Annotated in this window: 18 protein-coding genes and 1 pseudogene; 8 read left to right on the forward strand and 11 right to left on the reverse strand. The window is 43.8% G+C overall.

The genetic code is table 11. The features are described 5' to 3' along the window. Positions 1-55 precede the first annotated feature (55 nt). The 5 genes and pseudogenes from ACED28_RS15690 to ACED28_RS15710 all read right to left on the reverse strand — a co-directional run. Positions 56-274 (reverse strand): annotated as a pseudogene (locus ACED28_RS15690) (GNAT family N-acetyltransferase); the annotation flags it as partial. Between the two features lie 53 nt (positions 275-327). Next, positions 328-642, reverse strand: a complete 315-nt coding sequence (locus tag ACED28_RS15695) for a cupin domain-containing protein (RefSeq protein WP_371710208.1) — start codon at positions 640-642, stop codon at positions 328-330. A gap of 114 nt (positions 643-756) precedes the next feature. Continuing rightward, a complete protein-coding gene (locus tag ACED28_RS15700) occupies positions 757-1,260 on the reverse strand; it encodes a YgjV family protein (RefSeq protein ID WP_009844950.1) in 504 nt (167 codons plus the stop codon). A gap of 91 nt (positions 1,261-1,351) precedes the next feature. Then, the gene (locus tag ACED28_RS15705; RefSeq protein ID WP_371710209.1) at positions 1,352-2,152 is read right to left on the reverse strand and encodes a PhzF family phenazine biosynthesis protein; all 801 of its coding nucleotides are present in this window, start codon (positions 2,150-2,152) and stop codon (positions 1,352-1,354) included. Between the two features lie 285 nt (positions 2,153-2,437). After that, positions 2,438-3,088, reverse strand: a complete 651-nt coding sequence (locus ACED28_RS15710; RefSeq protein WP_017098962.1) for a LysE family translocator — start codon at positions 3,086-3,088, stop codon at positions 2,438-2,440. Between the two features lie 370 nt (positions 3,089-3,458). Between ACED28_RS15710 and ACED28_RS15715 the strand changes: the two genes are divergently transcribed. Further along, a complete protein-coding gene (locus ACED28_RS15715) occupies positions 3,459-4,490 on the forward strand; it encodes a PotD/PotF family extracellular solute-binding protein (protein WP_135381852.1) in 1,032 nt (343 codons plus the stop codon). 3 nt (positions 4,491-4,493) lie between these two features. Continuing rightward, positions 4,494-6,926, forward strand: coding sequence for a putative bifunctional diguanylate cyclase/phosphodiesterase (locus tag ACED28_RS15720; protein ID WP_371710210.1), 2,433 nt, complete (start codon positions 4,494-4,496; stop codon positions 6,924-6,926). Positions 6,927-6,979: 53 nt separating this feature from the next. Here ACED28_RS15720 and ACED28_RS15725 read toward each other — a convergent pair whose 3' ends face one another. Continuing rightward, complete coding sequence (locus tag ACED28_RS15725; RefSeq protein ID WP_004730440.1) at positions 6,980-8,005, reverse strand: diguanylate cyclase domain-containing protein; 1,026 nt, start codon at positions 8,003-8,005, stop codon at positions 6,980-6,982. A 9-nt stretch (positions 8,006-8,014) separates the two neighbouring features. Continuing rightward, entirely contained in the window at positions 8,015-8,482 is a 468-nt protein-coding gene (locus tag ACED28_RS15730) for a hypothetical protein (RefSeq protein WP_012600765.1), read from the reverse strand. Positions 8,483-8,848: 366 nt separating this feature from the next. Here ACED28_RS15730 and ACED28_RS15735 point away from each other — a divergent pair, with 366 nt between their 5' ends. The 6 genes from ACED28_RS15735 (at position 8,849) to ACED28_RS15760 (ending at position 14,369) form a co-directional block, all read left to right on the forward strand. Further along, positions 8,849-9,244: a cytochrome c gene (locus ACED28_RS15735; protein ID WP_371710211.1), complete on the forward strand. Its 396-nt coding sequence runs from the start codon at positions 8,849-8,851 to the stop codon at positions 9,242-9,244. A 15-nt stretch (positions 9,245-9,259) separates the two neighbouring features. After that, positions 9,260-10,684: a cytochrome-c oxidase, cbb3-type subunit I gene (gene ccoN, locus ACED28_RS15740; RefSeq protein ID WP_371710212.1), complete on the forward strand. Its 1,425-nt coding sequence runs from the start codon at positions 9,260-9,262 to the stop codon at positions 10,682-10,684. Continuing rightward, positions 10,685-11,299 (forward strand): cbb3-type cytochrome c oxidase subunit II, encoded by a 615-nt coding sequence (locus ACED28_RS15745; protein WP_065679411.1) that lies wholly within the window; start codon positions 10,685-10,687, stop codon positions 11,297-11,299. Further along, on the forward strand, positions 11,296-13,452 hold the full coding sequence (locus tag ACED28_RS15750; protein WP_371710213.1) for a c-type cytochrome: 2,157 nt from the start codon (positions 11,296-11,298) through the stop codon (positions 13,450-13,452). Before ACED28_RS15745 ends, ACED28_RS15750 begins: the two co-directional genes overlap by 4 nt. A gap of 262 nt (positions 13,453-13,714) precedes the next feature. Continuing rightward, positions 13,715-13,942: a PAS factor family protein gene (locus ACED28_RS15755; protein ID WP_004730426.1), complete on the forward strand. Its 228-nt coding sequence runs from the start codon at positions 13,715-13,717 to the stop codon at positions 13,940-13,942. A gap of 244 nt (positions 13,943-14,186) precedes the next feature. Next, positions 14,187-14,369: a hypothetical protein gene (locus tag ACED28_RS15760; protein ID WP_017102586.1), complete on the forward strand. Its 183-nt coding sequence runs from the start codon at positions 14,187-14,189 to the stop codon at positions 14,367-14,369. A 210-nt stretch (positions 14,370-14,579) separates the two neighbouring features. Here ACED28_RS15760 and ACED28_RS15765 read toward each other — a convergent pair whose 3' ends face one another. From ACED28_RS15765 to ACED28_RS15780, 4 genes are all read right to left on the reverse strand, one after another. Further along, entirely contained in the window at positions 14,580-15,872 is a 1,293-nt protein-coding gene (locus tag ACED28_RS15765) for an alpha/beta fold hydrolase (RefSeq protein WP_371710214.1), read from the reverse strand. 385 nt (positions 15,873-16,257) lie between these two features. Next, entirely contained in the window at positions 16,258-16,995 is a 738-nt protein-coding gene (locus ACED28_RS15770; protein ID WP_371694503.1) for a DUF3726 domain-containing protein, read from the reverse strand. Next, complete coding sequence (locus tag ACED28_RS15775; protein WP_371710215.1) at positions 16,992-18,794, reverse strand: hypothetical protein; 1,803 nt, start codon at positions 18,792-18,794, stop codon at positions 16,992-16,994. Before ACED28_RS15775 ends, ACED28_RS15770 begins: the two co-directional genes overlap by 4 nt. A 272-nt stretch (positions 18,795-19,066) precedes the next feature. Beyond that, positions 19,067-20,674, reverse strand: coding sequence for a BCCT family transporter (locus ACED28_RS15780; RefSeq protein ID WP_017098973.1), 1,608 nt, complete (start codon positions 20,672-20,674; stop codon positions 19,067-19,069). Positions 20,675-20,824 lie beyond the last annotated feature (150 nt).

A 20,824-nucleotide genomic window follows, 5' to 3' on the forward strand; every position in this document is an offset into this window, starting at 1 on the left:
CTTTGAAAAGCGAAATGTCGCTTAGCTAAGTGTCCAGTCTGACTGGAGCAGATCACAGGTCAGTATAGCCAACAATGTGGCCATCCAACTCCGCAACAAAAGGTTGGATACGATGCAGACACTTTTCCCACACCTCGGAGTCAAAGTCACTTGGAGCCCAAGCCTCAACTTGTTCTTGAGAATAGTCACGAACATTAATATTTCGGACGGTATGAAAATAGATCTCCCATAATGCTTTGGCATCACTAACTTGGTAATTTCGAATTCTAACCACGACACAGTCCTTTCATGTATTGCTGATTGCCTATTCACTACTTGATAGCAATACTAACGATAAAACACAGCTAGCCAAATAGTCACAACGTCTCTATCCGTACCAATAACCTTGTGCTTCTCTCTCGCGGCAATATTGATGTAATCCCCTTTAGACAAGGTAACGACACGTCCGTCTTCGAACTCAATAACACCTTGCCCCTCTAGCACCATAATCCATTCGTTTTCATCTTGGTCATACCAACCTTGTTCTGGAGAACTGTGCCTATGAGATATTATTCTTTCAATCCGCACATTCTCAGTAGTAATGATGTCGTTGAAGATTTCGTCGGGTATTGACGAAGGCACATCCGAGTAGATATTTGACATCGCTCTCTCCTAATCCTTGTTAGATGAATATGGTGCAGTGCTTTATCGTTTTATCGTTTTATCGTTTTATCTAAAGCCTAGCTTCCTGAGCTCCTGAGCTATAAGCCCTAAGCCCTAAGCCACAGCACTTTTTCTGAAATAGAAACGATAATAGCCAACCAAGTTACTGCAGATAAATAGCGCTTCCATCAGTACAGCAGTTGGAGAACCAACTAAGTAATTGTGAACCAACCAAAAGCTAGTTCCGATAATCATCAACTCTCTTAATCGACGGTCATCTTTATTGAAGGCTGCAAAGGTTTGAAATACGGAAGCAAAGCAACTCAATATGCTAGTGAGCCCCGAGTAAGTCACAACCGTTGCGACTACTGACATGGAACTGAACAAATATTTAAATTTTGGTGACGTAGAAAACACGCTCGTCAAATATCGAATGGTCGCGATGATCATCAAACTTGCCGCTGTCCATTGTTCAAGAAGAATAAAGTGGCTAGAAATAAGCACGCCAGCAAAGAACAGACAGGTAACGATTTTCTTTCTCTCTTTAAATTGAAAAGACAGAAGATCGAAACAAATAGCAATTGCGACTAATACCTGAGAAAGATAAAAAGCTGACACGATTATTCCTTAAGTAGTGACCTAGCAGATTTAAATTATGACATTTCCATTCTAAATAACGACATTGCTATTTTATGAATGATATTGAAGTTTAGACTTTTAAAGTACCACTGATTACGGTGGTTGCAGACCCTATCAGTTTTATACGACCGTTCGGTAATAGCTCTGTCGATACATACCCACCGCGGCGCGACGCTTGGTAAGCATTGAAATGCGCTTTGTTTAGTTTCTCGGACCAGTATTGTGTGAGAGCGCAATGCGCTGAACCCGTAACGGGATCTTCGTTAACACCCACCCACGGCGCAAAATAGCGCGAAACAAAATCAAGCTCAGAGTTCGACGACAATGCTGTCACAACAACGCCTCGACCTTTAATACGCTTTAGAGCATCAAAGTTTGGTGATAAATCTAATAAAACTTGTTCGCTGACAACCTCAATAAACTGCTTGGTATCGAACTCACTGTATGACATGACTTGGGCTTCACACAGCCCTAAATATTCAAGCAAATCTTTATTAGCATCCAATCCAAGATCAAGCACAGTACTTGGGAAGTCAAGCTCGATTGTGGAGTCACAAACTATGGCAGATAGCTCCCCTGAAAGCGTATCAAACGTCACAACCTCACCCACATTGACTAACCCTCTTTCCTTCATCACATGCGCTGTTGCCAACGTACCGTGACCGCATAATTTGACTTCAACTTCTGGTGTGAACCATTTCAACGTCATCGTATTGAGGGCTAAGAATGCCGTTTCTGATACTGCCATCTCTTCAGCAATCGAATACATCAACGACTCTTCTAAAGGTTCTTGTGAAATACAAACCCCTGCAGGGTTTCCTTTAAAAGCTTGAGTTGTGAACGAATCCACTTGATATATCTCTAAATTCACAATGGCTCCTAGCGCTGATATTGAATAGACATTGCAGCCTACAATAAGCACAAACACCCCGTGCTACAAGTGTTCAACAGCAACATTATTAATACTTATTTAAGAACTAAGGAATGATAAACAAACAGTTATGAAAAGAATTGGTGGATTAAGCTGAGGGTTTAATATCGGGCAGATAAGAGATAAAACGTATCAGCCCTGGTAGGAAACAAGCACACATTCGCGGCACATAGGCATTGTATCGTGCCACAAACGGGTTACTCAGCAATGGTAACTTTATTGAATCTACTGACGTACCAGAGCAGATTTCACAATGGTCAAGCCAAGCAGACCCAACATAACTCCTGTCACTTTATCAATATAGTAAGCAGCGCGCGTAAACTCTTGACGCACTTTAGGCGTCGATAACAGGAAGATGATCGCCGCATCCCAAATAAAGACAACCACCGTCATCCAAATACCTAAGCCTAACTTAAACATGAAGCCAATGTCATTGTTCAACACAACCGTAAATAAGCTCAAATAGAACAATAGGTTTTTGGGATTAAGGATTCCAGATAGAAAACCCGTGACGAATTCTTTAAGAAAAGTCGTTTGGTTGAAGCTATCTCCTTCGGAAACATCCATATTACTGTAGTTACATTTCTTCGCTCTTATCGCTTGAACGGCAAGATAAACAAGAAATACACCACCAATTATCTTAAGTGCAATCATAACGGAAACAGATGCCGCTAGGATCGAGCCGACACCAACCAAACATAAAGCAATATAAACCGCATTGGCGCTGGCAATACCGAATGCAACGCCGAGTGCTTTTCTTCCCTTATTTTTAACAGCGCTCTTTACCACAATCACAAAATCTGGTCCGGGACTCAATAGCGCCAAAAAGTGAGCAATCGCCACGGTAACAAAAATCCCAACTAAACCTGCATCCATAAACCAACCTCCTATCGTTCAATTAATGCCCCACTATTGCATAACTAACGAAAAAATGCTCAAGTAGATGAATATATATTTACTAGCAACCTAATAATCAAACAAATCCCGTGTTTTCGTCGTGCCAAATCAGAAGTAGATGAGTCATTCGTGCACTTCTTCAGGCGTTCGTCGGTCAAAGGTTGATATCCCCTTGATTTAACATAATGATTTTGTGTTCTAAGCTTACTTTTAGTTCCAATTAGGTCATAGGATTTTCACACCTAAATGCATTGCGTTAGGTTGAACTGAAATTAGAGACCTAAATTTGAGCTATGTCGCAAAATTTGGGCTACGATTTAGTTAAGCAAAGTAGGAAAGGAATCCGTCAGTGAAAGCATTTTATGTTTCAGTTCTTGCGTCATCATCCTTTTTAACTGGCACAGCGTTTAGCCAACAAAATGATATTTATCTCTACAATTGGGATGAATTTCTATCCAATAGTGTCGTGACCCAACTAAGTGACACGTACGGCATTTCTTTGAAACAGCAGTTTTTTTCTGATGAGTCGATCAGAGATGAAGTGCTATTAAGCGAACGTCGTGGCGCATTTGAGCTAGTCATTATAGAAAGTGTAAAGCTCAATGCGTTAGCCAAGCAGAACCTGTTTCATAATCTCAGTGAGTTACAACAATCCATTGCTGGTAACATAGATTCACGGTGGGTTGAAGGATGTGGCGAGTATGGCATTCCCTACGCTTGGGGGACTGCGGGAATCTTATATCGCAGTGACAAACTAAACGCTCCCACCTCTTGGAATGCTATTCTCGAACCAGACACGAACAGCAGTGGCCGCATAAGTATGTATTACGAACCTACGGATTTGGTGAGTACTGCACTGTTAGCAAATCAATTTGATCCATTCACCAATAATGAGCAGGAACTTCGCGTTGCCTATAAAACCCTGCAAGCTCAAAAGCCACACCTAGAAAGCAACGAATACGTCATCGACTATATTCGCCAACCCGAACGTCTTGCTAACATCGACCTTGCCTACGGTTATTCTGGTGACAGTTATGTACTCAATGATTTGGAGCCTGATGCCTCTTGGGTTTACATCGTACCTCAAGAAGGCACAACGTTATGGTTAGAGTGCATTGCTGCGATTAATAACGGAGAGTTGTCTGCACAAGCAACAACGATTCTATCATTCTTGTCGCAACCCGAGATCGCCGCTCAAAACGCAATGGATTCATGGTTTGCAACTCCAAGCTCAAAAGCAAAAGCCTTAACAACGCAAGAATACCAAAATGATCCGGAGCTTTTCCCTAGCAAAGAGGTTTTAGAACGCAGCTATCTGTATCAGCAACTCGAACCCAATAGCATTCAAATTCGTAACCGCATTGTCGACAGTTTGAGATAATTAATGCCAGTATTAAAGAAGCTCTACTTTGTGCTCATTCCTACTTTATTGTTCGTATTTGCAATAGGCGGAATGGTTACTTACCACTTAGCCTCTAACCACGCGAAACACATGTACTTAGACGAAGTACAATCTGATGTGAACACCGCGCTCGTGGCGGCTGAATACGAGCAACTTGGTCTATCTTTGCTTGTAAAAGATATAGGTTCATCGCTACAGTTCTTGCGATATATTCAAAACCCTAGTGACTACACAACCTTGTCCCTGCTGGAAAAAAGAGTGCTTCGTGTCTTAAACCAAAGTCACGTTAATCAATTTGGTCAACGTAACATCTATATCGTTGATCCTAAGTTTCAGTTAACGCTATCTACGTTACGAGCAGACCCTTTCGAAGGGTTAAAGATCCCCGATAACATCTATGAAAAAATCTTCGATATCTATACCTCGTTAATCAATAAAAACGAGCTGTCTCATAAAGGCTTCTCATATATCTCTGTGAGTGGTGAACTTAGATACGCTTACGTTATTGCAATCGACCCTTACTTGCTCCCACAAGACAAACGTGCAAACGACAGCTTAAATCGATACATACTAATTGCAGATGGTCCATTAAAACAACTATCCAACTTACTAATAAAATACAACGATGATGACAATATGCAGCTTCTGATTGAGCCATCATCGAATACTGCACACATAGAGAATACGCAGTTTGTTATCAAATCGTTTGAACAAACCAAAGACAGAATCAAAGTTGAGATGAACAGCCGTCACTTCCTCGCTCAGGTTAATATTCGCGAAAAAAAATTCAATCAGGAAAAATCTATCATAGCTCAGCAGACCTTACTTGGCGGTTTGACGACACTATTCATTATTATGCTCATCGTACACATGGTGGTGCGCTACCAATTAGTACGTCCACTCAAAGATCTACTACACGAGATATCCATTGGCGGACTTAAACTGAGGTATTTCAAACGTTCATCCGGGCACAGTGAAATTGATGGTCTAAAAAACGCCTACATTGATTCATTAACAGAATTGAAATTCGAAGCTGAATTTGATCAATTAACCAAATTAGCCAACCGACGCTCGTTCATCCGACACCTCGATGTGCGTCTAAAAAGCTCGATAAGTCCTCATTGCTATCTGGTTTGCTGGGACATTATCGACTTCCGTAAAATCAATGACTTATATGGTGCGAAAGTAGGTGACAATGTACTCGTTAGTCTGGCCAAAACACTAAGAGAAACCCTGCAGAATCAACAATCCTCTTTCGGTTTCAGTTGCAGCGACTATTCAGTTGCAAGGCTAGGAGGAAACCAATTCATTGCCATATTGGAAATGGGTGAGCACCAATCAATAAACGAAGAAATTGAGAACATTAACAACACCCTAACAGGCACGACTTTCCTCGATTACTATGGTTTCAGGCTTTCAATTGCAACAGGTGTACTACCCGTCGATACCCCTAAGTTCGAGGAGATATGGCACCGATGCATCGATGAGATGCTGATTAATGCCAAAGCGCACAGTGATGGAGAAAGCCGAATCGTTTACGGCGAAGAACTACTTCATTCACTAGAAAGACATGACGTTATCGAAAAAAGGCTATTGGAGTGTTGTGAAAGCGACAACTTTGAACTTCGCTTTATGCCTATTTTCAATGCTAAGACACTTCAGATTGACGGAGCAGAATGTCTCATTCGCTGCCCTGCACTGTTTGACATTCAAGCGGGTCCAGATGAGTTCATTCCAGTCGCGGAGAGGAGCAATCTAATATCCAAACTCGACATGTGGGTCATTAGTACCGCAATAAAAAGCTATAAAGAGCTCTCTGAAATTCACAAGTACACAGGTAGCTTATCAATAAATATCTCAGCGATGGAACTTTACAATCGTAACTTTGCCGACAATATTCGAAAGGTAATCGAGCGTTATCAAGTACCACCAGCCAACATCATTATAGAAATTACCGAAACCAGTTACGTTAAAAGCAGTAAACTTACAGTGCAGACTATCGAAAGTATCAGGAGCTTAGGTTTAAAAGTGTCTCTTGACGATTTCGGTACAGGCTATACAGCTTTTAACCAACTTCTTCACTACCCTGTCGATGAGCTTAAAATTGATAAAAGCTTTATCGATAATATCGTCGACGACAAAGCTGACCGAAAGATGGTCGAATCCATGGTTAACTTAGGGCACTCTTGTGACACCTTCGTTGTTGGTGAAGGTGTCGAGTCTCTCGAACAATATCATCACCTTAAAAAAGCCAACTGCGACCTAATACAGGGTTATTTTTTCAGCCAACCACTCACTTACATTGAGTTCATTGAATTTGTTCGTGAACACAATCCGCAGACTATTCTGGATCAGCAAGCCCTTTTAGAACCAAGCTCTAACGAAAGGATTGTGGCACTCAATCAGAAACAGTAGTCGTATTCCGAAAGCATGACTACTTAATAACCACGACCAAACCTTGTAGAAGCTTAGCCTTGCATCGAGGTCAACAGCTCCATCATGTCTTTAGAGCTTATGTTCTTCTTGTGCCTCACTACGGCGTCAATCATCAATTCTAAGTTACCTGCAGAGATGTAATCACTAAGCACATCGTTAAACTTGTCCTGAATTTCGTCACTCGCGTACAAATGATCAGGAATGAAGAATAAGAACTGGCTTCCACTGCTTCGGAATGAAATGGTGCTTTCAGGGATCTTGGTGGTCAAAGACTTAGCAGCCGAGCTCACCACAAGGTCCCCATATTCAAGGCCATATTTTTGATTAATCTCGGTAAGATTTCTGATTCGGACAAAATAGAGATCAAAGTTTTTGTCCTTCGAGTAGCTATTCTTAACAAATTTCATCAACGAAATTCGATTGCGAAATCCTGTAATAAAATCCGTAGAGTAGAGCTTTCTTTTAATAGAAAAATCCATATAAAAAATAATCCCAGTCAATAACAAGATGCCAACAAGAAAAACGCTACTGATCCGATGAACGGTAACCAAGTTATCAACCATTGAGGTGTTTTCTTCAATCACAGGGCTTTGTAATCGAAACTTGTCATTAATAAAATCGACGAGTGTGTGGTAGCAAATATCGACTTTTTTCTGCAGAGATTCCTTGGGCAACAACCCTTGACTGACCAGTTTAATTGAGGATTCCAAGCTCTTAAATTTATCAAATTCCGCACTAAAATAAGGTTTAAAGTTTGCTGACTTGATGAAATTGGAGGACTCAGTACTGTTAATTAATATGTCAAAACGGCTCCACGTAATATCGTACGCTAACCATAACTCATCATAATCAATAGTTTCAGAACGGCTTACCATCAAGAAATTGGCGTATTCTTTCACCAATTGAAAAACGAACCACGTTGCCTCATTTTGTCGGGTGGAAAAACTCTTATTGATATCGTTAATGCGGGTCACACTGTAGATATTAATGGTGAGTACCACTGCCGCTAAAGATAACACGACGACTTTAATTGCAGTCAATGACAACAGCTTTTTCATACTAAGTCCTTACAAATGAATATCGCGTATCTGCCAGATCATCTTGGCATGGAAGTCAGTGTTATCAATGTCTGGAGTCGAAGAAAGTGGATATATCAACCAGTACGGACCTTTTTCTCTGACTGACATAAATTGGCCATTTTGTTTAATCGCAATGATCGGCTGGTAGTCGTCAAAGTCTTCTTTGGGCACCGCTATTTTATAATCGTTTAGTGCAACAAAAGTTACCTGCGAGGCCATGGGTAAATCCATAGTTTCAAGCACCGTTTGTAAGGCCACACCACTATAAACCAATTCTCCATCCAGCCAAGGTAATGACGTGGTGATTTCTTTTTGAGGAAGCAATAACAGTTGTTCTCGACTGAATTGATGCTTTTGCCCTAAGTGATCGAATATTGTCAGTTCCGATGCTGCAAAAATAGAAAATGAACACAGTGAAAGGATAAACAGAAGTGCAGCTCTCATTTTAAACTCCATTTTAAAAGGTCACTAATTTGAGTCTAGTTCATATTGGTCATTTGACTTGCTTAGACATTGTCTATTTTCTCAATGATGCTGTTCGAATCTTTCTCAAATAATGTTTCATTCCTGTAACCAGTTGCGAACAACACCTCCCCTTATCTCAATAAGACTTTAATTAGCGTTCATACAAGTAATCCCTGTTTTTTAAAGACAATGAGTAATCCAATCCTGCCACTGAATACGTACTGACTAACAAAATTGACAATAAATATGAGTCAGTAAGTAGCGAGAACGCTTATGCATGCATAACCTTTACACCAAGCTGAGTGTTTTCTGAGGTTCATCAAGCACTCGCTCTTTTCTTCAATAAGGGAATACGTAATGAGATTAAATAAGCAAAAGTTTAACCCCATAACCGCACTTTCCATTCTGCTAATGACGGCTGTCATGAATCCAGTTTACGCAGAATCTAACGACGAGCAGTTCGAGTTAGGAAAACAAAAAGCCAAGGTGTGTATGACTTGTCATGGCGTTGATGGTATCTCAACTCAAGATCCCTACCCGAACCTTCGTGGCCAAAAAATAGGGTATCTCATTTCCTCACTGAAAGATTATCAGACAAGGGAAAGAACCAGTGGTTTGGCAATTCTCATGCAGCAACAAGCCGACACACTTTCAGACCAAGACATCCGAGATATCTCCTACTTCTATTCAATGCTCGGCAAGGAATCAAGTTCAGTTAGCGACTCAAAAACAGACAGCAAATCAAAACTGTAGGCAAGGAGCCTTGTTATGGAACAAGTGACAACGCAATACAGCATCAAGGTCGTGAGATACTTTATCATCGCCTCTTTAATCTGGGCGATTGTGGGGATGATCATCGGCGTGATCCTCGCCGCTCAATTGTATTGGCCTGTGCTCAATTTCGATTCTCAATATTTCCAATTTGGTCGTCTTCGCCCTCTGCATACCTCAGGCGTTATTTATGGGTTTGTGGTGAATATTCTAATGGGAACTTCACTCTATATTGCCCAACGAACTGGCCATTGTGAGCTGTTCAATAAAAGCCTGTCGTGGATGGTCTTTTGGGGATGGCAACTTATTCTACTGCTCGCGGTCATCTCCTTGCCTGGTGGCCACACTAGCTCAAAAGAGTATGCGGAACTTGAATGGCCAATCGACTTAATGATTGTACTGGTGTGGGTGCTCTATGCAGTGTTGTTCTTTGGCACCCTTGCTAAGCGTAAAGTCAGCCATATCTTCGTCGCTAACTGGTTCTTCGCAGCATTCATTATCGTTGTTGCCATGATTTTCATTGTGAATAATCTAGCGATGCCAGTATCGGCGATGAAGTCCTACTCTGTGTTTGCAGGCGCTCAAGATGCGATTGTTCAATGGTGGTGGGGACATAATGCCGTTGGTTTCTTACTGACCGCTGGTGTGATTGGTATGAACTACTATTTCATACCTAAAGCGGCGGACCGACCTATCTACTCGTACCGCTTGTCTGTGATCCATTTCTGGGGGTTGGTCGGCTTTTACACCTGGGCCGGAACGCACCACTTAGTCTACTCTTCCGTTCCCATCTGGATTCAGAACATCGGAATCGTGATGTCATTGATCCTGTGGCTCCCTTCTTGGGCCGGTGCGTTTAATAGCGCAATGACCCTCCTACAAAACAAAGAAAAGCTGAAGTCCGACTACATTCTTTTATTCTTTTTCTCAGCGATTCTTTACTACTGCTTGGCAACATTCGAAGGTCCGCTACTCGCTATTCGCTGGTTCAACATGGTGGCACACAACACCGAATGGATCATCGGGCACGTACATTCCGCGGCTCTCGGATGGGTTGGAATGTCAGGGATAGCGGTTTTTTACTATTTCATTCCACGCTTATGGGGCCAAACCGAACTATGGTCACGACGACTGATTAAATGGCACTTTTGGCTCGCTCATGCTGGCGTCGCCATCTATGCGATAGCACTTTGGATCGCAGGCATCGGCGAGGGATATATGTGGCTCGCTCAAAATGAAAATGGCGAACTGATATACAGCTTTGTAGAGGCTATGGACTTTAAAGCACCTTGGTTGTTCTTACGATTCTTTGGTGGTGCGCTGTTTGTTCTCGGTTTATTCCTAATGGCATTTAACTTATTTAAAACCGTTCGTATGCCAGTAGTACATAACGCTAAACACGCCGTTAATGAGGGGGCTTAAATGATGAGTAAAGACTTTACACATTCAATCGTCATTTTAATTTTGACCACTGTTGTCGTCGCTTCCTTTTCTCTGTTGGTTTGGGTAGTGCCTAGCATTGTCCGTGGAGACGATATTGCCAAAGGCAGCTTAGCGATGCCGCTCACACCTCTTGAGTTAGCAGGACGAGACATCTACATCAGTGAAGGCTGTCATGTGTGTCACACTCAAATGGTTCGCCCTCTAGAGCCTGAAGTGAAACGTAATGGTCGTCCCAACAAAGAAGCAGACGACATCTACGAATTTCCTAACTTGTGGGGTTCTAAGCGCACGGGGCCGGACCTCACTAACCTAGGTAGAAAGTATTCTGACCAGTGGCATGCTATTCACTTAATTGATCCTCGAAAAGTCGTACCGACATCGATCATGCCCGCCTACCCTTGGTTATTTGAACAGACTCTGTCAGGCGACGACATAAGCGAAAAAATGGAAACCCTCCGCATACTTGGCGTTCCTTATACTGACCAAGAAATAGGTGACGCCCGATTACAAGTAAGAGGAAAAACCAAAGGTGAAGCTCTGATCCGCTATCTACAAAGCCTTGGTAAAGATACGTCACAGGAGGTATCACAATGAGTGCATTTTGGAATCTATGGGCGGTAATTTTAACCTTAATCTTTTTCGTTCTTATGGTGTCTGTTGTTGTTAAATATTGGCGTAGCAATCACCAAGCCGATCACGACCACACCCTTGGCACTTTTGATGGCATTGAAGAAAAAGATGCGCCACCGCCAAAACTACTCTTTGTCAGCTATGCTATTGCCTTTCTATTGTCTGCTGGCTATTTGGTGCTCTACCCCGGGCTTGGTGAATGGGAAGGGTTAGTCGATTGGAAGCAAAGTGACGACAAACTCAGCTCACCCAGCACAACGTTAAACGAGCAATTCTCTCAAACAACGGAAACCTCCCTCGAAGGATTGTCTGGCATACCCGAAATAGTAAACAGCGGACAAATCTTGTTCCAAACTCACTGCGCGGCTTGTCACCGCGACAACGCTCAAGGTCAGAAACACTTCCCTAACCTTATTGACCAAGAATGGCTATATGGCGGTAGTGATGAAGCGATCATTCATTCGATCGCCAAAGGGCGAAATGGCGCGATGCCGGGTTGGAGCGAGATAATGCGCCCCGATGAAGTGGCTAAGGTTTCTTACTACTTAGCTTCGCTCAATCAGCGCCATACCGATGTTCCAGAAGTAAAAGTTAAAGTCGGCAAAGAGCTGTTTGCAAAATATTGTTCATCTTGTCACGCCGATGGTTCTATCGCGAATCCGGCGATCGGCGTCCCTGATCTTTCCGACGATATTTGGCTGCATGGCGGCAGTATTGAAGAGATACAACACACTATCAACAAAGGCTTGAACAACCTGATGCCTGCGTTTGATAAACAGTTTACGGAAAACGAGATACTCGCACTGGGTGCTTACATTCGACATGCGGGCTCAGAGCAACAGCAAAGACTCGCGAATCTAGAAGCTCAGTCTGTTGAACGTGGTGAATATCTCGCTTATGCCGGTGACTGCGTTGCGTGTCATAGTGCCGAAGGTGGCGAACCTTTTGCTGGTGGGCTGCCTTTTGTGACCCCTTTTGGTACCGTTTATTCAACCAATATTACGCCACACACAACGGAAGGTATTGGGACTTACGACTTTGAGGACTTCCGAGCTGCATTAGTCGCCGGCAAGGGTAAGAACGGTTATCTATACCCTGCTATGCCGTACACCTCTTATCAATACCTCACCGACCAAGACATGGTCGACTTGTGGGAATACATGCAGTCAATCACCGCGGTGCCGCGCCGCAATGACGACAACAGCATGATGTTCCCATCGAATATACGTCTAGGTCTGCTCGGGTGGAACATTGTGTTCATGGATACCGACCCGATTGACTATCAAGTGCCCGAAGAGCTTAAAACGGAAGTCGAAAACGTTGAGAAATGGCAGCAAGGGAAATATTGGGTGGCTGGCCTTGGACACTGCTCTGAGTGCCATACCCCGCGAAACATTGCTCAAGCTCTGATACCCGAACGTATTTTCCAAGGTAACTTGATTGACGGTTGGAATGCGCCCGATATCACGGCCAACGAGCTGTATGTCGATGGTTGGGATGAAGCGACACTGACCGATTTCTTACACACGGGTCACTCAGACAAAGGGACTGCTTTTGCGGGCATGGCAGACGTAGTAAAAAACAGTCTCAGCTTGATGACGCGTGAAGATATCGAGTCGATGTCCTATTACCTACTCAGTGGTGACATCAACAACACCATCAGCAGTGACGCCGTTCCGTTGCAGCCCAAAGGGTTTGATGAAGACTCTTACGCGACTGACATTTACACCACGTATCGCCAGACATGTGGAGCCTGTCATGGTGACGATGGTAAGGGACGTGACCCTATCGCCCCTACTCTGTTGAATAACGGCATAATCATGCACAGCGATCCATTCAACACCATCGCGGTAACCGTCCGTGGACTACAACCCACCTATCTCGACAAAGACAGAAACTTCATGCCAATGGCAAGCTTTGAAGATGTGCTGTCGGATCAAAGGTTAGCTGAGTTGATCACCTTCGTGCGATTGCACCTTGGAGATAGAGAGGAACCAGTAACGGCAGAACACGTTCGAGAGGTAAGAGAAACTCTTGAAGCTGCAGGTTACGCTGGAGGGTTACACACCACACCTGAAATGTACGAAAGTCGAGATAAGAACATTAACATTCGCTAGGTTCTGTACGTATTCAATTTACTCGGTAAGCAGCCACAATACGTTACTTCTATCACGGCTTAATCAATTAAAAGGAGACCAGCGTGTCTCCTTGTCTTTGTTATCAAACTGACACTCTCAACGATTGAGACCACAACACAATTATAACTAACTGATTACACAATTAAGCAGAGCTGCACACAATGCGATCAATCTCGCAGAACAAATACAGTACCAGGTGCATAATACGCAAAATTTTATAAAGGTGCAGCAGAGGACAGATATGGATACAACTACACTCATCTACGATACATTGGAAGGTCTGTCGAGCGCAAAGCCACAGCAACACGCTCAAATCCGCCAAAATCTATATAACCAATTAGATTTATCATTTGAGAAGCAGTTGGCTTTGTATTCATCAGTTCTTGGTCCAGCAAGTGCTGGTAGATTGACCGATTTGGATAGCGCAGTGATGTCTGCACGCAAGATTGTTGGCTTAGAAAACAGCTAAGCAATCTTCAACCGCTCTCAACTTTAACGCTGCCACTGTGCAGCGTTTTTTATGGATGCCATTTACGATAAGTACCGTTGGTTACGATAAATACAGTTAGTTAAGATAAGTTCAATAAGGTCTGTTTTTCAAGTTACACGCATTCTCATTTGGTTAATCTTATGTTCCATTTTTAACAGGTGTGCAACCTCAACAATGGCGCTAATGTTAGTAGCACGTTAACCACACATCGGATTGAAGAATCATGAGAGTACTTATTGAATATACACAAACAGGCAAATACCGTGATCATGCGTGGGAAGCACTAACTATTCGTTCCAAGGGCGAAGTTCAAGCTGTGACTCCCTCTTATGCGGCTCAACTTATCGAACAGAACCGCGCCAGCTTATCGACTACTGAAAATCAAGATATCGTCATCCAACCATAATGAGTTTAGGAACTATCCCTCCCGGTTCTTAAACTCTCTGTTTTACTCGCTTTAGTAATCAATACGATACTGAGTAAAACAGAGTTTGATGACATAAAAAAACGCTGCACGGATGCAGCGTTTTCTTGTTTCTAGCGTATCTTGTCTCTAACGTAGAGAGCTTCTAACATAGATAGCTTCTAACGTAGATAACCTACGCAGAGAGTTTGATTATTTTGGCAGGTTCTCTAACGCATCAACCATCGTCATTAACTTATCGACAATTCGTTCACCATCCATTCTCAAACCATTGTGCTCATACTCGTTGGTAATCCACGCTTTTGAGTTTGGAATGTTCGCTAGCGTTTCACGGCTGTAATCCAGCTCTACATACATGTCATCCGCGTAAACTGCGCATGCCATTGGAACCGTATTCTTACTCAGCTGCTCTGCGTTGTACAAAGAGCCCCAGTCCGACTTCTCGGCCAACATATTTGCCGCTTCACGTAATGGCTTCAGCGTTTCTAGTTGGTCGAACATCCATGGGTACACCATTTCTCCGGTAAACCAGAACTCGCTACCCGATTGATAGTTAAAGTGTGGGTACTGCTCGCGTACTCGGTGTGCAGACCAGTTAGACGCTGCACCTTGGCAGTAAATCGATTCATGCAAAATAGCGTAGATTGGGTTCGTTAGGTAGCCCTGCTCTTGCTGCATTTGATTTAAGAAGCTATAGCTCAGCTGCTTGCATCCGTTCACTTCAACAAACGCACTCTCCAGTGTGAAATACATTGGAAGGTTTGCTTCGCCGCCACCAAGATTAATACCGATCAACTGGAACTGTTCAACGGTAAACACCTGACCGTTTGGCAGTCTCACATCATTGTTAAGCAGGTAATCAGAGATCTCACGACACATAACTTGCGCATGTGGGAACTGAGCAAAGAAGGCTCTGTTTTTGTCTTCTACACGCTTGTAAGTCGCACGATAAACATCGTCAGCTTCTCGTTCAATAGAAGGAATGCCGCCCGTCACATAACAACGCTGCAAGCTCTGTGGGAACAGTGACAAATAGCTCAGTGTACAGAAGCCACCAAAGCTTTGACCAATCGTCGACCATTGCTTAATACCAAACTGTTCACGAATCGCTTCAGCGTCACGAACGATGTTATCCGCTCTGAAATGCGTTAAATATTCGACTTGTTGTTCTGGAGACAGATGGGCCAATGTTTCATGGCTGATCACGGTGCTGTTACCAGTACCACGTTGGTCAAGAAGCAGAACACGATAGTTTTGTAATGCACGCTTTAGCCAACCTGATTGACCGCTCACTCGTGGAGATGGAAAGCCTGGGCCGCCCTGAAAGTAGATAAGCCACGGCAGCTCTTGCGCATCTTTAGCGAGATCAACCAGCTCACGTGCGAAGGCTTGGATCTGTTGTCCATCTTTGGCTTGGTAATCGAGTGGCAACTCAAAAGAGTGCTGACGATACAGGGTGGTTCCATCAATAAAGTTAGCTTGCACGCTTCATTCCTTTTTATCTGATTCTAAAGTCATCGGTACGAATAAAAACGGCGCCCTTTGGCACCTTCCTTAGCAAGATACGCATAGTGGCTTGTAAATGAAACCGTTTGTTTAACATGAATGTGAAGGTGCTTCGTTTAATTGTTCAATTGCCTCTCAACGGGTAACAACGTGTGTCAAAACAGTCAATTTAGAATAGGTAAATCCAGCGAGAGATCAAAAGAATGAGGTAAAGCAAACCCAAAGCGTGAGGCAAATAAAAAGAGCTTAACGAGGTGAGGATACGTTAAGCTCTTTGGTTTTATCTGTGTTGATAAACTAACTGGCTTACTCGCTGTTAATCTATCGAACCTGTTAGTTCTAATGAACCTATTAAATCTAGCGGCTACGAAGCTGTCAGTTCACCTGCACCTTGAGTCGAGCGTTCGCTGCTCTGAACTAAAATTGCGGTAGCGGTCTCTTTCAGTGCCGCCCACTCCCCATCATCAACTTCAATGCCATCGTTCCACGCTTTCTCTTGAGTTTTAAAAAGCGCTTCTGATTCAATGTGTGTTTGGTAGCCATCTGACAAACGTTCGATATCGAAATCCTGGACGGAAAGTTCGATGGTCATATTGTGGATATGTTCGTACGATGCCAGTGGCAAATCTGATAAAAACAGTTCTGGAGCAACGCAACCACGATTAAGCACATACAGAGTGCTCTTAGGGTTAGAGCCGTTATCCCAACGTGCCATGCACGCAATACCTTTCGCAGCTAACTTTACAAGCTCGCTGTACGCCAACCAACGGTTGTGGCAGTTATTTAACTCAATTTTCAGCGTCTTTTTGCCGACCATTTTTTCAATGGCGTAATCGATAACCACAGGAAGGTGACACGCCAAACTCGCTTTGTGCAGGTCAACTTCAACCGTATTGTCACTAAGCACTTGAATGTCAACTGGGCAATCGTCTTCTAGCCCAATGAAGTTGCTCGCATTGTTAAAGTGACGAACACCATCCAAGCCCACCATTTGCAAATCTGCCACCATGTTCGCTATCACATCGGCTTCACCACATGTACGACGCATCCCCAGAAATGCTTTATTGACGGCCGCTACCAGTTCATTGTGAGAAACGATCATAACGATTTACCTCCATGTTGAGCGTTGATATGTGTAGGAACTTTATTTGAGTCAGCCATCTCCGCTTCACTCGGTAACACTGGGAACACCCATTCGTCCTGATGAATTTCATCAAGCAGTGGTGCACCTTGGAAAAACGTCACTCGTACCCAACGGTCTGAGCGAGGATCAAACTTAGTCGCACCAAACATCGCTAGCTTGCAACGCAGCAAGTGCATTGGTGGCGAATCTTGATGCAGCACATTCATTTGAATGTCGCCCATCGCTTTGTTACCTAGCGTCCACACACGGCGCGCAATTGCACGGTGTTGCGGCTGTTTAACAAGGAATTCGGCCAATGAAAGCTCAGGCGCAAATTGCAATAAAGCATGGTACAAACGATAAGCTTGCCGGCCAATATCCAACGGCAGTTCACGCTCTTCGCCGAGTTCCTCGCCTCGAACACCGAGTCTTGGCTCTTCTTTGTCTTGAGAGCGATACCAGAACCAGTAGTTGTTTTCTGCTTTAGTAAAGTCGGTCGTGATCGCCCAACGGTACTTTTCTTCTAGTACAACCAGAAGGTCTTGAATCTTTTTGCCGCTAGGAAGCGACAGTGTTTCGCTGCAATTCATTTGCTCTTGATGGGCGTCCACTAATTCTGGGTACAATTCCATCAAACATGAGATAAGGATTTCTTGGGCTTCCATACTCATTTGCTTAGATTGCTCGACTAACTGCGACCATGTATCGCACAGGCTGACAGAAGCTTCTAATGATTGTTCTGTGTGCTTCAAATCATCAACAGCAGCTTTGTTCAGCTCTTGCTGTGTTTCATTGATGGTAACGACTTGCTCTAAATGACAAATCGCTTTTTTAACTAAGGTACGTAGTGGCTCGATCAACGCCGTATCAGTCTCACTGGACAACACGTCCGCCAATGCATGTTCACGGGTCGTCATCCACTGATCGACAATACTAGGGTGGTTAATAAGGTATGGCGCCATGCCTAAACCAGTTGCATTACCAACACCAAGGTAACGTTGTAATCCTCGATGCAAGGTAATCGCTTGTTCACCGCCCTGTTGTTCGGCTAGGTAATGAACCCAGTCTAAGCTGAACTCACGCAGCATATACACCGCACACATTTGCGCGCTAAACGACTGATTAAAATCTTCATTTTTCTCTAAGATTTTAAAATCAGCGATGCCAAATTTGCCATTACCATAAACGGCAGTGGTTCGCAGGATGTAGCCTACTTCAGCCAGTTCTTTGGGCGTTGGTTGAACACCTTTAGCCAGGTGACTAACGATATGTTCAAACACACGTACACTTTTGTTTGCACGCGCTAAAACAAGCACATTGTTAGGATTACGGCCGGCTTCTTGAAGCGGTACATTCGCACGAAGTCTTTCAAGTAGGGTGACATCAACATCACCAAGAACAAGCGCAAACGTTACGTCCCACTTTTCAGCAATTACACGGTCATTTCGTTCGTCATCTGCAATTTCATCGCAGAAAACAACCAAATGATAAACATGGTTTGGCGTCGCTAGCTTATAGATAACATGACCAAAACCCTGAGCGTCTAATTGCCACTCATGTTTCGTCACTTTCCATTCTTGCTGCGCCATTTTACGAATCAGAGTTCTAACGAAGCTGATACGTGTTTGGTGCATTGCACCTAGCCTTTCCGGTGCCATGACGACAGTCGCGTCACGTAGTGCTGATTCAGTGTAGGTAGAACGATGTGCATCCATTTTGCTCACCACCTTATAGTTATAGGATTTTGCTAGCCATTCAGAACCGATCGTTGCCATCATTTGAAGCATTCGTTTTTACAGTGTGTTGGTTAGCTTTCACGTTATTTGGGGTAAGTGAACTCACCCCTTATTATTTGTCCTGACTAGATCGATTGACCTAAATACGTGCCGCCCGGTGTATCTTCACCAGTACGGGTTTCCTCTTCCTTTCGGAATCTTGTGTCAGCCTTCTTTCAAAGGCTGACACCTTTTTTTCTCTTTCATTTTTAGAGAGCGTTTTCTCTACAGGCTCTTTTCTTTACAGACCCTGCTCTTTTATAAACTCGGCTCTTCTACAAACCCTGTTCTTTTGCCATCTTGATTGCGATTTGAGGCGCATTCCAAAGCGATGGCAGTAAGATTATGGACACCGGTACCGCTGTGATTACAATGAACGATTGCAGCGCAGAGATTCCGCCTGAACCTAGGGAAATCAGAATCAATGCAGTTACCCCCATCATCACACCCCAGAAAGTACGAATAATTGCGTTAGGCTCAGTCTCACCACTGACTACCACACTGATGGTGTAAGTCATCGAGTCACCGGTCGTTACGATGAAGATCGTGGTTAAGATCAAGAACAGAATAGAGATAAGCATTGGCATAGGTAGCTGCTGAGTTACCGCCAGTAGCGCGCCTGGTAAGTTGAAGCCTTCGAACGCTTTACTTACGCTGCCTGGATCTGCAATTTCGAACGCAAGACCAGAGCCACCAACAATCGTGAACCAGAAGCAAGTTACAAACGGTGCGATGAGGCTAATGGTTGATACCAATTGGCGAATACTACGACCGCGTGAAATACGAGCGATGAAGATTGCCATCATTGGGCCGTAACCTAAGAACCAACCCCAGAAGAACACTGTCCACCAGCTTAACCAACCTTCATCACCACGGTATGTTGCCATTGGGATGAAGTTATCTATCATGCTGCCTACACCTTGAATGTAGCCATTGAAGATGAAGTTCGTTGGACCGAAGATAAGGATGTAAATCATCAATGCCATTGCTAAAATTACGTTGTAACGACTTAGCATTTGCATTCCGCGGTTGAGACCACTTAATGCCGACAATGTGTAAAGCACGATAGCGAACAAGATAATGATTAGCTGAGTTGTGAAGCCATCTGGAATACCAAACAGTTCATTCAGAGCGTAGCTGACTTGCAAACCCAAGAAGCCGATCGGACCGATAGTACCCGCCGCTACAGCGACAATACAACATGCATCAATCAGTGCGCCGGTATGGCCTTTCAGTGCTCTTTCACCCAAAACTGGGTAAAGCAAAATACGGGGTTTAAGAGGCAAGCCTTTGTCGTAGTGAAGGTGCATAACCACGATAGACGTTAAGCTGCCCACAATTGCCCATGCGAGGAAGCCCCAGTGCATGAATGATTGCGATAACGCATTCACTGCGCCTTGCTGTGCGTTTTCTTGTGCGCCATACAACGGCGGTGGGTTAACGTAGTGTGCGATAGGCTCTGCTGCTGCCCAAAATACACCGCCGCCCGCAAGTAGCGTACAGAAGATGATTGCCATCCAACGGAAGCCATCCATTTCAGGTTTCGCGATGCCGCCTAGGATAACCTTGCCTGTTCGCCCTGCCGCCAGGCCAAGACCAATAAGAAAAGTCAGAAGAAGAAGCATTTGCCAATAAGGGCCGAACACTTTTACCGACCAAGCAAAGCCTGTATTTACTAAGCTTGATAGCAGCTCGCCATCAAATAAAGCAAGCGCCACGAACAGAGCGATAAAACCGCCGCTGTACCATAATGCTGGGTTGGTAAGTCCTAATTTGTCTGAAGTCGATTCAGACTGGTTTGTGTTACTCGTTTTGTTGCTTGCTGTGTGTGCTTGACCCGCATTTACGTTTGAAGATTTCACGCTATTGGTTAAATCAGACATACTCTGACTCCAGAGGTTTCTTTGCAGCTGTCATTTTAATGATGACTACAAGAGGTGTATTTAACACCTGCCCTATTGTTTTTTGTGTTGGGCAGGCTAATCCATGTTTGGGTTACCGCGTTGCGAAATAGACCGTTGTTCCTTTTGAAT

The sequence above is a fragment of the Vibrio sp. 1F253 genome (genome assembly GCF_041439295.1).
Classification (GTDB): Bacteria; Pseudomonadota; Gammaproteobacteria; order Enterobacterales; family Vibrionaceae; genus Vibrio; species Vibrio tasmaniensis_A.